Source organism: Streptomyces sp. KL2, assembly GCF_046529545.1.
Lineage (GTDB): Bacteria > Actinomycetota > Actinomycetes > Streptomycetales > Streptomycetaceae > Streptomyces > Streptomyces radiopugnans.
This window is the reverse complement of the sequence record NZ_CP127170.1, coordinates 2744118-2758262: the sequence shown is the minus strand read 5'-3', so window position 1 is coordinate 2758262 and position 14145 is coordinate 2744118. Positions and strand designations below refer to the sequence as shown.

Annotated in this window: 13 protein-coding genes; 5 read left to right on the top strand and 8 right to left on the bottom strand. The window is 73.5% G+C overall.

Going from position 1 to position 14145, the window contains the following annotated elements; translation table 11 throughout:
* Positions 1 to 35: 35 nt before the first annotated feature.
* From QPK52_RS12500 to QPK52_RS12480, 5 genes are all read right to left on the bottom strand, one after another.
* Complete coding sequence (locus QPK52_RS12500) at positions 36 to 947, bottom strand: aldo/keto reductase (RefSeq protein ID WP_410540310.1); 912 nt, start codon at positions 945 to 947, stop codon at positions 36 to 38.
* 209 nt (positions 948 to 1156) lie between these two features.
* Positions 1157 to 2017, bottom strand: coding sequence for a Cof-type HAD-IIB family hydrolase (locus tag QPK52_RS12495; protein ID WP_093657226.1), 861 nt, complete (start codon positions 2015 to 2017; stop codon positions 1157 to 1159).
* 267 nt (positions 2018 to 2284) lie between these two features.
* Positions 2285 to 3184, bottom strand: coding sequence for an LLM class flavin-dependent oxidoreductase (locus QPK52_RS12490; protein WP_410537546.1), 900 nt, complete (start codon positions 3182 to 3184; stop codon positions 2285 to 2287).
* A gap of 52 nt (positions 3185 to 3236) precedes the next feature.
* Positions 3237 to 3785 (bottom strand): RNA 2'-phosphotransferase, encoded by a 549-nt coding sequence (locus tag QPK52_RS12485; RefSeq protein ID WP_410537545.1) that lies wholly within the window; start codon positions 3783 to 3785, stop codon positions 3237 to 3239.
* A 73-nt stretch (positions 3786 to 3858) separates the two neighbouring features.
* Positions 3859 to 5754 carry an SDR family oxidoreductase gene (locus QPK52_RS12480; RefSeq protein ID WP_410537544.1) on the bottom strand — a complete coding sequence of 632 codons (1896 nt, stop codon included), beginning with the start codon at positions 5752 to 5754 and terminating at the stop codon, positions 3859 to 3861.
* 189 nt (positions 5755 to 5943) lie between these two features.
* Between QPK52_RS12480 and QPK52_RS12475 the strand changes: the two genes are divergently transcribed.
* The 5 genes from QPK52_RS12475 to QPK52_RS12455 all read left to right on the top strand — a co-directional run bounded on the left by QPK52_RS12475 (position 5944) and on the right by QPK52_RS12455 (position 10281).
* Positions 5944 to 6981 carry an ABC transporter ATP-binding protein gene (locus QPK52_RS12475; RefSeq protein ID WP_410537543.1) on the top strand — a complete coding sequence of 346 codons (1038 nt, stop codon included), beginning with the start codon at positions 5944 to 5946 and terminating at the stop codon, positions 6979 to 6981.
* Complete coding sequence (locus QPK52_RS12470) at positions 6971 to 7912, top strand: ABC transporter permease (RefSeq protein ID WP_410537542.1); 942 nt, start codon at positions 6971 to 6973, stop codon at positions 7910 to 7912. Before QPK52_RS12475 ends, QPK52_RS12470 begins: the two co-directional genes overlap by 11 nt.
* A 101-nt stretch (positions 7913 to 8013) precedes the next feature.
* Complete coding sequence (locus tag QPK52_RS12465; RefSeq protein ID WP_093657236.1) at positions 8014 to 8931, top strand: ABC transporter ATP-binding protein; 918 nt, start codon at positions 8014 to 8016, stop codon at positions 8929 to 8931.
* 59 nt (positions 8932 to 8990) lie between these two features.
* Positions 8991 to 9710, top strand: coding sequence for an ABC transporter permease subunit (locus QPK52_RS12460; RefSeq protein WP_410537540.1), 720 nt, complete (start codon positions 8991 to 8993; stop codon positions 9708 to 9710).
* 100 nt (positions 9711 to 9810) lie between these two features.
* Positions 9811 to 10281 (top strand): MarR family winged helix-turn-helix transcriptional regulator, encoded by a 471-nt coding sequence (locus QPK52_RS12455; RefSeq protein ID WP_410537539.1) that lies wholly within the window; start codon positions 9811 to 9813, stop codon positions 10279 to 10281.
* Positions 10282 to 10412: 131 nt separating this feature from the next.
* Here QPK52_RS12455 and QPK52_RS12450 read toward each other — a convergent pair whose 3' ends face one another.
* From QPK52_RS12450 to pheA, 3 genes are all read right to left on the bottom strand, one after another.
* A complete protein-coding gene (locus QPK52_RS12450) occupies positions 10413 to 11252 on the bottom strand; it encodes an HAD family hydrolase (protein ID WP_410537538.1) in 840 nt (279 codons plus the stop codon).
* Positions 11249 to 12526 carry a serine--tRNA ligase gene (gene serS / locus QPK52_RS12445; RefSeq protein WP_410537537.1) on the bottom strand — a complete coding sequence of 426 codons (1278 nt, stop codon included), beginning with the start codon at positions 12524 to 12526 and terminating at the stop codon, positions 11249 to 11251. The genes QPK52_RS12450 and serS overlap by 4 nt, the downstream gene beginning before the upstream one ends.
* A 651-nt stretch (positions 12527 to 13177) precedes the next feature.
* Positions 13178 to 14116 carry a prephenate dehydratase gene (gene pheA / locus QPK52_RS12440; RefSeq protein WP_093657797.1) on the bottom strand — a complete coding sequence of 313 codons (939 nt, stop codon included), beginning with the start codon at positions 14114 to 14116 and terminating at the stop codon, positions 13178 to 13180.
* Between the last annotated feature and the right edge of the window lie 29 nt (positions 14117 to 14145).

Genomic DNA, 14145 nt, shown 5'->3' with positions numbered 1-14145 from the left:
TGCACCGGCCGGTGGGCCCCGTCCCGGGGCCGCCCTCAGGCCGCCTCGTCCAGCCGCCGCCGCTGCCCCTCGTCCAGCCGCAGCTCCATCGCGCCGAACGCCTCGTCGAGCTGCTCGGTCCGGCTCACCCCGACGATCGGCACGACGGCCGGGTCCCCGCCGGTCAGCCATGCCAGCACCACCTGGTTCGCGGTGGCCCCGGTCTCGGCGGCCACCTCCCCGAGCACGGCCAGGCGCCGCGCCGTACCGGGGTGGTCGTAGTGCTCGGGCAGCGGGCGGTCGGAGCGGGTGTAGGAGCCCCACAGCAGCGAGGAGTAGGCCCACAGGTCCACGTCCGGCTCGCTGCGCACGTAGTCGAGCGACTCGGCGGTCGCGAGCCGGTGCCCGCTCTCGGGGAGGACCACCCCCGGCCGCGGCCGGACGTAGGAGTGCCGCAGCTGCAGGGCGGTCCAGCCCGCCACCCCCGCCGCACGGGCGATCGCACGGCCGCGCTCCACGCGCCAGGCGGCGTGGTTGGAGGCGCCGAGCCGGCGGGCGAGCCCTTCCGAGACCACCTCGCCGAAGGCGCCGACGGTCTCCTCCAGGGGCACGTCGCGGTCCTCCGCGTGCGCCCAGTACAGGTCGATCCACTCCGTGCCCAGCCGTCTCAGGCTCTCCCGCACCGCCGAGCGCACGGCGGGCGCCGACAGCCCCTCGGCGGACTCCGGCCACTTCCCCGGCACGGTCGGCTGCTGGCGCACCTTGGTGCTGATCAGCACCCGGTCGCGTACGCCGGGCCGGGCGGCCAGCCACCGGCCGATCACGGTCTCGCTCTGCCCGCCGACGCCGGAGGGGTCCATCCAGAAGCTGTAGCAGTTGGCGGTGTCGATCCACCGCCCGCCCCGCTCGACGAAGCGGTCGAGCAGAGCCATCGAGGTACCCGGGTCCAGCCGGGTGCCGAAGTCCATGGCGCCCAGGGCGAAATACGGTGTGTTCACCGGCGGTCCTCTCGTCCGTGCGGCGTCACCGCCGCGCTCGGAGGCCCATGCTGGCGTTTGGAGGGCACTCCAGGGCAAGCGCCGCCGGCGTGCGAACCGGAGTAGCCCGCTGCCGGAACGTTCGCTGCCGGAACGTTCGCCGCCGGAACGTTCCCGCACCCCGCGCGCATCCGCGGCCGTCAGCCGGCCGGCGGCAGCTCCAGCAGCCGTTCGATGACGGCGGCCACGCCGTCCTCCTCGTTGGCGGCCGTGCGGTGCGTGGTCGCGGCCAGCACCGCCGGATGGGCGTTGGCCATGGCGTACGAGGTGCCGGCCCAGGACAGCATCTCCAGGTCGTTGGGCATGTCGCCGAAGGCGACGACCTCCTCGGCCGCCACCCCGCGCTGCGCGCAGCACCGGGCCAGGGTGCTGGCCTTGCTGACGCCGGGACCGCTGACCTCCAGCAGTGCGCTCGGGCTGGAGCGGGTGAACTCCGCGTGGTGGCCCGCCGCCTCGCGCGCCATGCCCAGGAACTCGTCCGGAACCAGTTCGGTGTGGTGGGCCAGCAGCTTGAGCACCGGCTCGTCGGCGTACTCGGCCTCGTCCGCCAGCAGCTTCTCGGCCGGTGCGATCAGTGCGCCGGGGTCGAGGTGGAACTGAGGGTACTGCGGCTCGTAGTGGATGCCCCCGGTCCGCTCGACCGCGAAGCTCACGTCGGGGGCGGCCGTCCGCAGCTCCTCCACCACGGTCAGGGCGGTCTCGCGCGGCAGCTCCCGGACCTGCACGATCCGCCGCCCCCGGTGCAGGTCGACGACGGCCGCGCCGTTGGCGCAGATCGCCAGACCGTGCCCGTGCACGTGGTCGCTGACCACACCCATCCAGCGGGCCGGCCGCCCGGTGACGAAGAAGACCTCGATCCCGGCCTCCTCGGCGGCGGCGAGTGCCGCGACCGTGCGGTCGGAGACGGACTTGTCGTCGCGCAGCAGTGTGCCGTCAAGATCGGTGGCGATGAGGCGCGGGCGTGTCATCGGGGGCGCGGGAACATGGGTCACGCTCCCCATGGTCCCGCATATGCCCGCACAGGCGTGCGCCAAGGTGCCCGAATGAGCCACGGGGCGAACGCATCCGAAACCGGGTGGACACGGACAGCCGAACTCATGGACGTCCGGCCGTCCGCGCAGGGAGAACGCCACGAATCGTCCACGGGCCGCACCGGGCATGGCGCGAAACGCCCGCCGCCCGCCGCCCCGCTTCCACCCACGGGACCGGCCCCGCCGCCGGCACGGAGGAGGCCCACCGCACGGGGCACGCCGGGAATCCGGCCCCACTCATCCGAGCCGGGCGGCCGCTTCCGTGGCGATGCGCTCGAAGACGGCCTGGTCGGCGGCGAAGCCCGAGCCGGGGATCGGCCAGTGGACCGCGATCTCGGTGAAGCCCAGTTCGCGGTGGCGGCCCGCGAAGTCGACGAACGCCTCCACCGACTCCAGCGGCCCGTTCCGGTCCGGGGTGAAGCCGTGCAGCAGGACCTTGCCGAGCTCGGCCGCGTCCCGGCCGAGCTCCGCGCACGCCTCGCCGAGCCGCTCGACCTGCCCGCGCAGCGCCGCCACCGACTGCTGGGGCGTCCCGGTCTCGTACAGCTTCGGGTCGCCGGTGGTCACCCACGCCTGCCCGTACCGGGCGGCCAGCCTCATCCCGCGCGGCCCGGTGGCCGCCACCGCGAACGGCAGCCGGGGCCGCTGGACGCAGCCGGGGAGGTTCCGCACCTCCCTCGCCGAGTAGAAGGCGCCCCGCTGCGAGACCGAGCCCTCGGTCAGCAGCCGGTCCAGCAGCGGCACGAACTCGCCGAAGCGGTCGGCGCGCTCGCGCGGCGTCCACGGCTCCTGGCCGAGCGCGGTCGCGTCGAAGCCGCTGCCGCCCGCACCGATCCCCAGGGTGATCCGGCCGCCCGAGACGTCGTCGAGCGAGATCAGCTCCTTGGCGAGCGTCACCGGGTGCCGGAAGTTGGGGGAGGTGACGAGGGTGCCCAGGCGCATCCGCTCCGTGACGCCCGCGGCGGCCGTCAGCGTGGGCACGGCACCGAACCACGGCCCGTCGCGGAACGGGATGCGCCAGGACAGGTGGTCGTAGGTGTACGCGGCGTGGAAGCCGAGTTCCTCGGCGCGCCGCCACTTCGCGCGGCCCCCCTCGTGCCAGCGGTCGACGGGAAGGATCACGGTGCTCAGACGCATGCCACGAGCCTACGTGCGGCACGCCGCCGGTCCCCGGCCGGGCGGCCCCGCGTCAGCCGGGCAGGCGCAGGTACTCCGGTGGTACCCGCGGCACCAGCCACACCCCGTTGTCGCTGACCCGGAACGTGTACCCGTCCCGGTGCATCGCCCCGGCGTCCACCACCAGCACCACCGGCTTCCCGCGCCGCGCGCCCACGGCGGCGGCCGTCTCGCGGTCGGGCGAGAGGTGGACGTCGTGACGCGCCATCGCCCGCAGGCCGTCCCGCCGGATATCCGCCACGTACCGCCCGACCGTCCCGTGGAAGAGGTACGGAGGCGGTTCGGCGGGGTGCAGGCCCAGATCCACGCCGACGGTGTGCCCCTGGGCGGCCCGGATGCGGTCCCGCTCGGGATCGAGTGTGAAGCGCCGCTTGTCGTTGGTGACGACGACCTCTTCCAACTCCTCGCGGGTGAGCCGGAAGCCGTCGCGCGCCGCGGCGTCCAGCAGTTCCCCGACACCCACCCAGCCGTGGGCGTCCAGGGTGAGCCCGATCCGCTCGGGAGCGTGCCGCAGATGCCGTGCGACGTACTTCGAGATCCGCTTGCGGCGCCGGTCGTCCATATCCGGCCAGGGTGCCCCGGGACTCACCGCGGCGCACCTCGTTTTCACGTTCGCCGGGGCCGCCAACGCCTCCTCACGCCCGCACGTTGATCCGCGCGAAGGCCCGCAGGACGCTCGGCGCCAGCCGGGCCAGCACCACACCGCCCCACGCCTCCAGGTTCACCGGGACCACCGCCTTGTTCCGGACGACCGAGCGCAGCACCGCGTCGGCGACCCTCTCCGGGGCGAACCTGCGGATCCGGTAGACCTGGAGGGCCCTCCTGCGGCGGCGCTCGGCGTCCCGCTCGTCGGTGCCGCGGAAGCGCGTGTCCTCGATGATCGAGGTGCTGACGATGCCGGGGCAGACCGCCGAGACCCCGATGTCCTCGCCGGCCAGGTCCGCGCGCAGCACCTGGCTGAGCATCAGCGCCCCCGCCTTGGAGGTGCAGTACGCGGGCAGGGCCCGGGAGGGCTCGTAGGCGGCGCAGGAGACGACGTTGACGATGTGGCCCCCCTGCCCCCGCTCGGACATCTGCCGCCCGAAGAGGCGGCAGCCGTGGATGACGCTCCACAGGTTGGAGCCCAGGACCGCCTCCCAGTCGTCCGCGGTGTGCTCCAGGAACGGCCCGGCCGCCGCGATCCCGGCGTTGTTGACCAGCACGTCCACCACGCCGTGCTCGGCGGCCACCTTCCGCGCCAGCGCCTCCATCGCCGCCCCGTCGGCGACGTCGACGGTCTCGGCCCACGCGCCCTGCGCGCCGGCCCGCCGGGCCAGCTCGGCCGTACGCGCCGCCTCCTCGCCCCGGACGTCCACGGCGACGACCCGGGCGCCGGCCCGGGCGAAGGCCAGCGCCGTCTCGCGGCCGATGCCCCGGGCCGCGCCGGTGACCAGCACCAGCAGGCCGCCGAAGTGCTCCGCGTACTCCTCCTGCCGCGCGCGCCCCCGGCGCCCGCGCAGGCCGCCGCGCCGTACCGTCGCCGGTGCGCCCACCTCACCGCCGTCTCCACCGCCGTCTCCACCGCCGCGTGCCCCGTACGCCTCGCAGTCCTCGACGAACGAGCCGATCCAGGCGGCCAGCCGGTCGGGCCGGGTACGCGGCGCCCAGTGGCCGGCCGGCAGGGCGCGGCACGTCAGACGGGGCGTCCACCGCTCCGCCTCGTCCCGCAGCGCGGGGGAGAGGAACGGGTCGCCGGTCGGGGTGACGAGCTGCACGGGCACATGGGCGTAGGCGTCCTCGCGCGGCCGGCGCATCCGGGCCCGCACGTTGTCGCGGTACAGCCACAGGCCGTGCGCGGCGTCGCGCGGCAGCGAGGACGCGGGGTAGCCGTCGCCCGAGATGCCCTCGGAGCGCCGCAGCATGCCCGGCCAGGCCCTGCCCAGCGGCCCCCGCCAGGCCAGCTCCGGCAGGACGGGCACATGCATCGCGTACACGTACCAGGAGCGGGCGCCCTGCCCCAGCGCCTGGGCCAGGCGCCGCGGGGTGGGACGGGTCAGCCGCCTGCGGAACCAGTGCCCGAAGTGGTCCAGGGACGGCCCGGACATCGAGGTGAAGGAGGCGATCCGGCCCCGGGTGCGCTCGGCCGTGGCGAACTCCCAGCCCTGCACCGAACCCCAGTCGTGCCCGACCAGGTGCACCGGGTCGCGGGGGCTGACCGCGTCCGCGACCGCCAGGAAGTCGCCGGTCAGCCGCTCCAGGGTGAAGCCGCCGCGCAGCGGCTTCGGGGCGGCGGACCGGCCGCAGCCGCGCACGTCGTACAGCACCACGTGGAAGCGGTCCGCCAGCCGTTCGGCCACCGGCGCCCAGACCTCCTTGGAGTCCGGGTAACCGTGCAGCAGGACCACCGTGGGGCGGCGGCTCCCGTCCGCTCCCACCGCCTCGCCCAGCTCGGCGACGCACAGCTCCACCCCGTCCGCTCCGGGCACGCGCCGCTCGCGCGCGCCCCCGAGACCCCTTGGCCCCGCCGGTCCCGATCCCGCCGCCGTCTCCATACGCGCCTCTCCTCCGCCTCGCCCGGCACTCCCGTACCCCGGGTAGCCGGTCTCCCCGGCATGACACCGGATCCGACCGGGACCTACCCCGCCGGAGGAGCCCTTAGGGGCATCTACACCTCCAGTACGAGGGACAATCACGCCCCCGGGCTGACGCGACCGGCACACCGCGGCACTACGGTCGGGGGCGTGACTGTGATCGCGACCGAAAGCCTCAGCAAGCGGTACCCGAAGGTGACCGCGCTCGACCGGCTCACCATGCAGATCGAACCCGGGGTGACCGGACTGGTGGGCGCCAACGGCGCGGGCAAGTCCACCCTGATCAAGATCCTCCTGGGCCTGGCCCCGGCCAGCGAGGGCAACGCCTCCGTGCTCGGCCTGGACGTGGCCACCGAGGGCGGCGCCATCCGCGAGCGCGTCGGGTACATGCCCGAGCACGACTGCCTGCCGCCCGACGTGTCGGCCACCGAGTTCGTCGTCCACATGGCGCGGATGTCCGGCCTGCCCGCCTCCGCCGCCCGCGAGCGCACCGCCGACACCCTGCGCCACGTCGGCCTCTACGAGGAGCGCTACCGCCCCATGGGCGGCTACTCGACGGGCATGAAGCAGCGGGTCAAGCTGGCCCAGGCGCTCGTCCACGATCCGCGGCTGGTGCTGCTGGACGAGCCCACCAACGGCCTCGACCCGGTCGGCCGCGACGACATGCTCGGCCTGATCCGCCGCGTCCACACCGACTTCGGCATCTCGGTGCTGGTCACGTCCCACCTGCTGGGCGAGCTGGAGCGCACCTGCGACCACGTCGTGGTCATCGACGGCGGGAAGCTGCTGCGCTCCTCCTCCACCGCCAGCTTCACCCAGGAGACGACCACCCTGGCCGTCGAGGTCACCGACACCGACGCCCACCCCGACGGCACCGCCGCCCTGCGCGCCGCCCTGGCCGGGGCCGGGCTCACCGTGGCGCCTCCCGGCGCGGGCGGCGAGGGCCTGCCGGGCGCCGGGCACGTGCTGCTGGTCGAGGCGGGCTCCGAGGCCGTCCACGACACCGTCCGCGACACGGTCGCGGAGCTGGGCCTGGGCCTGGTCCGCATGGAGCAGCGCAGGCACCGCATCGCCGAGGTCTTCCAGACGCCCGGCACCGCGTCCGGCACCGCCGGCACCACCGAGCAGGCCGCGGAGCAGGCCGCCGAGAAGAGCACGCAGAAGGGAGGCAGCACCGATGCGGCCTGACACCGGCAACCACCCCGGCACCCATCCCGGAGCCGCCGTCCCCGCCCAGCGCGGCGAGGACGCCAGCATCCACAACATCGGCTACCGCCACTACGACGGCCCCCGTCTGGGCCGCTCCTACGCCCGGTGGTCGCTGCTGGTCCAGTCCCTGCGCGGCGCGTACGGCCTGGGCCGCTCGGCGAAGTCCAAGGTGCTGCCGTTCATCCTGCTGGCCGTGATGGTCCTGCCCGCGGGCGCCATGGTCGCGATCACCATCGTCACCGGCGCCGACGAACTGCCGCTGCGGTACACCGACTACGTGCTGGTGATGCAGCCGGTCATCGGCCTCTACCTCGCCGCCCAGGCCCCCCAGTCGGTCTCCCTGGACCTGCGCTTCCGCACCGTGCCGCTGTACTTCTCCCGCCCGATCGAGCGCGTCGACTACGTGGGGGCCAAGTACGCGGCCATGACGGCGGCGCTGTTCCTGTTCACCTCCCTGCCGCTGGTGGTGCTGTACGCGGGCGGGCTGCTGGCGAAGCTCGGCTTCGCCGACCAGAGCACGCAGTTCCTCCAGGGGCTGGGCTCCACCGCGGTGTTCTCCGTGCTCCACGCGGGCATCGGCCTGCTGGTCGCCGCGCTCACCCCGCGCCGGGGCTTCGGTGTCGCCGCGGTCATCGCGGTGCTGACCATCCCCTACTTCGCGGTCACCACCGTCCAGGCGGTCGCCGAGTTCCAGGCGGGCAGCGCCACCGCCGTCACCTGGCTCGGCCTGGCCTCCCCCGGCACGCTCGTCGACGGCATCCAGTCGGCGCTCCTCGGCGGCACCTCCGGCTTCCCCGGCTTCCACGAGCCCGGCACCGCCGCGGCGGCCGTCTACGTCCTGGTCACCCTCGCCCTGATCGCCGGCTGCTGGGCGGCGCTGATGGCCCGCTACCGCAAGGCGGGCCTGTGACGGCCGGGTACCGGGCGGAGAGGGCCCGGGCGGCGGCGATCCGGACGGTGAGGGGCCGGACGGCGAAGGATCGGACGAGGAACGAGAAGGCGGCCTGACCCATGACCACCATCCGCATCGACCATGTGTCCCGCTGGTTCGGCAACGTGGTCGCCGTCAACGACGTGACCATGGACATCGGCCCGGGCGTCACCGGGCTGCTCGGCCCCAACGGCGCGGGCAAGTCCACCCTGATCAACATGATGGGCGGCTTCCTGGCCCCCTCCACCGGATCCGTCACCCTCGACGGCGCGGCGATCTGGCGCAACGAGCAGGTCTACCGGGAGATCGGCGTCGTCCCCGAGCGCGAGGCGATGTACGACTTCCTCACCGGCCGCGAGTTCGTGCTGGCCAACGCCGAGCTGCACGGCCTGCCCGATGCGGGCGAGGCCGCGCGGCGGGCCCTGGCCACCGTGGAGATGGAGTACGCCCAGGACCGGAAGGTCTCCACCTACAGCAAGGGCATGCGGCAGCGCGTGAAGATGGCCTCCGCGCTCGTCCACGACCCGTCCGTGCTGCTGCTGGACGAGCCGTTCAACGGCATGGACCCGCGCCAGCGCATGCAGCTGATGGAGCTGCTGCGGCGGATGGGCGCCGAGGGCCGCACGGTGCTGTTCTCCTCCCACATCCTGGAGGAGGTCGAGCAGCTCGCCTCCCACATCGAGGTGGTCGTCGCGGGACGGCACGCGGCCTCCGGCGACTTCCGGCGCATCCGCCGGCTGATGACCGACCGCCCCCACCGCTATCTGGTGCGGTCCAGCGACGACCGCGCGCTGGCCGCCGCGCTGATCGCCGACCCCAGCACGGCGGGCATCGAACTCGACTGGTCCGAACGCGCCCTGCGCGTCCAGGCGATCGACTTCGCGCGCTTCACCGAGCAGCTCCCGCGCATCGCCCGCGAGCACGGGATCCGGCTCCTCACGGTCTCGCCCTCGGACGAGTCCCTGGAGAGCGTCTTCTCCTACCTCGTCACGGCCTGAGAACGCCCGGGCCGCCCGAGAACCCCGAGACCGCCTGAGAACCAAGGAGCCCCACACCGATGTACGACCCCACGGTCGCCCGGCTCACCTACCGGGCCCTGCTCGGCCGACGCCGGGCGCTGATCCTGTTCGTCCTGCCCGTCGTACTGATCGTGATCTCCGTCGCGGTCCGCCTCCTGGTCGGGGCCGACGACGACGTCGCCAACCAGGTGCTCGGCGGCTTCGCGCTGGCCACCATGGTCCCGCTGATCGGCGTGATCGCCGGGACCGGCGCGATCGGCCCGGAGATCGACGACGGCTCGATCGTCTACCTGCTGGCCAAGCCGCTGAAGCGGCCGACGATCATCCTCACCAAGCTGACCGTCGCCGTCGGCGTCACCATGGTGTTCTCCGCCGTCCCCATGCTGATCGCCGGGTTCGTCCTCAACGGCAACAGCCGGCAGATCGCCGTCGCCTACGCCGTCGCCGCGGTCGCCGCGTCCGTCGCCTACAGCGCGCTCTTCCTGCTGCTGGGCACGGTCAGCCGGCAGGCCGTCGTCTTCGGCCTGGTCTACGCCCTGATCTGGGAGGCGCTGATCGGCAGCCTCGTCCCCGGCGCCCGGACCCTCAGCGTCCAGCAGTGGGCCCTGGCGCTGGCCGAGAAGACCGCGCCGGGCGCGGGCATCACCTCAGACGTCGGACTGCCGGTCGCCGCGGTGCTGCTGGCGGTGGTGACCGTCGCCGGCGCCTGGTACGCCGGGCGGAAGCTGCGCACCCTCACCCTCGCCGGCGAGGAGTGACCGGGCGCCGACCACCGCGCACCGGACCACCGCGCACCGCGTACGGGCACCGCGCACCGAGGCCGGAGGGCACCGCCCTCCGGCCTCGTACGCTGGAAGCATGGGCACGACACGGTGGCTGGACGACGAAGAGCAGCGGACCTGGCGGGCGTTCCTGGCGGCCACCCAGCGCGTACGCGAGGAACTGGACCGGCAGTTGCAGCGCGACGCCGGGATGCCGCTGGCGTACTACCAGATCCTGGCCATGCTCTCCGAGGCGCCCGAGCGCACCCTGACCATGAGCCGGCTCGCCCGGACCACCCGCTCCTCGGCCAGCAGGCTCTCCCACGCGGTCGCCCGGCTGGAGGCCAAGGGATGGGTCAGCAGGTGCCAGCACCCGGCCGACCACCGCACCACCCTGGCCACGCTGACCGACGAGGGACTGGCCGAGCTGGAGGGCATCGCGCCCGGCCATGTGGAGCAGGTCCGGCTCTCCCTGTTCGACAACCTCACCTCCGAGCAGACCCGGCAGCTCCACGAGATCTGCCGGGCGGTGCTGGAGAGCGCCGGCGAGGGTCCGGCACCGGGCTGACCCGAGCCGCTCCAAGCCAACCCAAGCCAACCCAAGCCAACCCAAGCCAACCCAAGCCAACCCACGCCACCCCAGGGTGACCCGAGCCGACCCGGCGCCCTCCCGCCCACGGCGCTCACGGGGCCGGCGGGTCACAGACCGGCGAGCAGCCGCTCCAGGACGACCGCGATGCCGTCCTCGTCGTTGGACGCGGTCACTTCGTCGGCCACCGCCAGCAGCTCCGGGTGGGCGCCGGCCATGGCGACGCCGTGGGCGGACCAGGCGAACATGGGGATGTCGTTGGGCATGTCGCCGAAGGCGATCGTGGCCGTCGCCGAAAGGCCCAGGCGGCGTGCGGCGATCGACAGGCCGCGGGCCTTGGACAGCCCCAGCGGCAGCAGTTCGACGACGCCCTCGCCCGCCATCACCACGCTCACCAGGTCGCCCGCGATGCGCCGGGCGGCGTCGGCCAGTGTGTCGTCGTCCAGTTCGGGGTGCTGGATGTAGAGCTTGTTCAGGGGTTCCGCCCACAGCTCGTCCGGGTCGGCCCCGGCGATCGCGGGCAGTTCCTCGCCGATCGGCCGGTAGCCCGGTCCGAGCAGCACCTCGCCGTCCAGCCCGTCCCGCGAGGCGGCCACGGCCAGCGGTCCGGTCTCCGTCTCGATCTTCTCCAGCGCCAGCCGGGCCTGCTGCCGGTCGAGCGTGACGGAGGTCAGCAGCCGGTGCTCGCCCGCGTGGTAGACCTGCGCGCCCTGCCCGCAGACGGCCAGGCCGTCGTAGCCCAGCTCGTCCAGGACGTGCCGGGTCCAGGGCACGGCGCGGCCGGTCACCACGATGTGGGCGGCGCCCGCCGCCGTGGCGGCGGCGAGCGCGTCGCGGGTGCGGACCGAGACGGTGTCGTCGCTGCGCAGCAGCGTGCCGTCGAGGTCGGTGGCGACCAGCCGGAACGGGAAGCCCGGTGCTGCGCCGGGGCCCGGTGCCGTGCCGCTCACCGGGACACGGGCTCCAGCACCTCGCGCCCGCCGAGGTAGGGGCGGAGCACCTCGGGGACGCGGACGGAACCGTCGGCCTGCTGGTGGTTCTCCAGCAGGGCCACGATGGTGCGGGGCACCGCGCACAGCGTGCCGTTGAGGGTGGCCAGCGGGCGCACCTTCTTGTCCCGGCGCATCCGGATGGACAGCCGGCGGGCCTGGAACTCGTTGCAGTTCGACGCCGAGGTCAGCTCGCGGTACTTGCCCTGGGTGGGGATCCACGCCTCGCAGTCGAACTTCCGCGAGGCGGAGGCGCCCAGGTCGCCGGTGGCCACGTCGATCACCCGGAACGGCAGCTCCAGGCCGGTCAGCCACTGCTTCTCCCACTCCAGCAGCCGCCGGTGCTCGGCCTCGGAGTCCTCGGGGGCCACGTAGGAGAACATCTCCACCTTGTCGAACTGGTGGACGCGGAAGATGCCGCGGGTGTCCTTGCCGTACGAGCCCGCCTCGCGGCGGAAGCAGGGGGAGAAGCCCGCGTAGCGCAGCGGGAGGCTGTCCGCCTCGACGATCTCGTCCATGTGGTAGCCGGCGAGCGGGACCTCGGAGGTGCCGACGAGGTAGTAGTCGTCCTTCTCCAGGTGGTAGACGTTCTCGGCGGCCTGGCCGAGGAAGCCGGTGCCCTCCATGGCGCGCGGCTTGACCAGCGCGGGGGTGAGCATCGGGATGAAGCCCGCCTCGGTGGCCTGCGCGATCGCGGCGTTGACCAGGGCCAGCTCCAGCAGGGCGCCGACGCCGGTGAGGTAGTAGAAGCGCGAGCCGGAGACCTTGGCGCCGCGCTCGACGTCGATCGCGCCGAGCGCCTGGCCGAGCTCCAGGTGGTCCTTCGGCTCGAAGCCCTCGGCGGCGAAGTCGCGCGGGGCGCCGTGCGTCTCGCGGACGGCGAAGTCGTCCTCGCCGCCGACCGGGACCTCGGGATGGACGAGGTTGCCGAGCCGGAGGAGGAGCCGCTGCGCCTCGGCCTCGGCCTCGTCGCGCTCGGCGTCGGCGGCCTTGACCGCGGCGGACAGTTCGCCCGCCCGCTTCAGCAGCTCGGCCTTCTCCTCGCCGGCGGCCTTCGGGATCAGCTTGCCGAGCTGCTTCTGCTCGGCGCGCAGTTCGTCGAAGCGGACGCCGGACGACCTGCGCCGCTCGTCGGCGGAGAGCAGGGCGTCGACGAGGCCGACGTCCTCTCCACGGGCGCGCTGGGAGGCGCGCACACGGTCGGGGTCCTCACGGAGCAGGCGAAGGTCAATCACGCCGCCAGGGTACCGGGGGCGTGCGGCCCGCTCGACCCGATATGGCGGTACGTGGCGTTATGCGGCTTTTGTCGTCTCTCTTGAAAGGCGAAAGGGGCCGTCAAGGAAATTGCGGATGTCACCGTACAGAGGGGACCGGGAGTACGAGGGTGGACGGGCGGGGCGTTGGCGGAAGACCGTGGGCAAGGGGCGTGAACAAGGCTGTGCACACGAGGCCGCGGAGGTCCCGCCCGGGCTTCTCCCGGTTCTTTCCCGGGTCTCGCCCGGGCCTGCGGTGAGGGCCGGAGACGGCCTCTGACCGGGGGAGGCGGCGATCGTTATCCACAGCCTCGGGGGATGCCGCCGAGTTTTCCACAGGCCCTATGGAAATCCTGTGGAAGAAGGAGGGGGCGCGCATACGGGATTCGCGCTCGCCCATCGATTCCCTCCTTTCGCATCTCCTACACGCCTTTTCGGATGGAAATGCCACCCTCTCGGGTGCTGATCAATCGAATTGATCTGATGCGGAGGTTCTGAGGGGTTGTGAACACAGAAGGAGCATTCGCGTCTTTTGTCCGAAATGCCCGCTTGGTCATTTCGCGTTGTACACAGGACGGCCGCCTGCCCTGTGGATAACTTCCGCGGGGCGCCGCACACCCCCGGGCACACCCCTCAGGCGCGGCCGTCGACGCAGCGCGCCAGCCAGTCCGCCGCCTCCGCGAACTCGTCGTCCGTCGTCCCCCGCCGCAGCGGTGTGGTCTGCGACGGCTCCACACCCGCCCGCGGGTACGACCCCAGGAAGCGCACCTTCGGGCAGATCCGCCGCAGCCCCATCAGCGCCTCGCCCACCCGCCGGTCGGAGATGTGCCCCTCGGCGTCCACCGAGAAGCAGTACCGGCCGATGCCCTCGCCCGTCGGCCGCGACTCGATCCGCACCAGGTTCACGCCCCGCACCGCGAACTCCTGGAGCAGCTCCAGCAGCGCGCCCGGGTGGTCGTCGCCGAGCCACAGCACCAACGAGGTCTTGTCCGCGCCCGTCCGCGCCGCGGGCCGCCCCGGCCGGCCGACCAGCACGAAGCGCGTGGCGGCGTTCTCCGCGTCGTGGATGCCGGTCACCAGCGGCTCCAGACCGTACGTCGCCGCCGCGAACTCGCCCGCGAACGCCGCGTCGTACCGGCCCTCCTGGACCAGCCGGGCGCCGTCCGCGTTGGAGGCCGCCGACTCCCACTGGGCGTCGGGCAGGTGCTCCGCCAGCCAGCGGCGCACCTGCGGCTGGGCGACCGGATGCCCGGTCACCGTCTTGACCGCCTCCAGCGCGGTGCCCGGCCGTACCAGCAGCGCGAAGGCGATCGGCAGCAGCACCTCGCGGTAGATCATCAGCGGCCGGCCGGTGGCCAGCTCGTCCAGGGTCGCGGTGACCCCGCCCTCCACCGAGTTCTCGATCGGCACCAGGGAACCGCCCGCCTCCCCGTTGCGCACGGCGTCCAGCGCGGCGGGCACCGAGACCATCGGCACCAGCTCGCGCGTGGCCGCCTCCGGAAGGGTGCGGAGCGCGGCTTCGGTGAAGGTGCCCTCGGGGCCCAGGTAGGTGTAGCGGCTCGCGGGTGACATGCCGTCCACAGTAGACCGGCCGGGGGACG

What these genes read in the sequence shown, in the direction of transcription:
- QPK52_RS12485 (WP_410537545.1), bottom strand. Translation starts at nt 3,785, where the DNA reads ATGGACGACCGGCGCCGCAAGCGGATCTCGAAGTACGTCGCACGGCAT.
- QPK52_RS12470 (WP_410537542.1), top strand. Translation starts at nt 6,971, where the DNA reads ATGCGGCCTGACACCGGCAACCACCCCGGCACCCATCCCGGAGCCGCC.
- QPK52_RS12480 (WP_410537544.1), bottom strand. Translation starts at nt 5,754, where the DNA reads ATGGAGACGGCGGCGGGATCGGGACCGGCGGGGCCAAGGGGTCTCGGG.
- QPK52_RS12465 (WP_093657236.1), top strand. Translation starts at nt 8,014, where the DNA reads ATGACCACCATCCGCATCGACCATGTGTCCCGCTGGTTCGGCAACGTG.
- QPK52_RS12455 (WP_410537539.1), top strand. Translation starts at nt 9,811, where the DNA reads ATGGGCACGACACGGTGGCTGGACGACGAAGAGCAGCGGACCTGGCGG.
- pheA (WP_093657797.1), bottom strand. Translation starts at nt 14,116, where the DNA reads ATGTCACCCGCGAGCCGCTACACCTACCTGGGCCCCGAGGGCACCTTC.
- QPK52_RS12500 (WP_410540310.1), bottom strand. Translation starts at nt 947, where the DNA reads ATGGACTTCGGCACCCGGCTGGACCCGGGTACCTCGATGGCTCTGCTC.
- QPK52_RS12460 (WP_410537540.1), top strand. Translation starts at nt 8,991, where the DNA reads ATGTACGACCCCACGGTCGCCCGGCTCACCTACCGGGCCCTGCTCGGC.
- QPK52_RS12495 (WP_093657226.1), bottom strand. Translation starts at nt 2,017, where the DNA reads ATGGGGAGCGTGACCCATGTTCCCGCGCCCCCGATGACACGCCCGCGC.
- QPK52_RS12490 (WP_410537546.1), bottom strand. Translation starts at nt 3,184, where the DNA reads ATGCGTCTGAGCACCGTGATCCTTCCCGTCGACCGCTGGCACGAGGGG.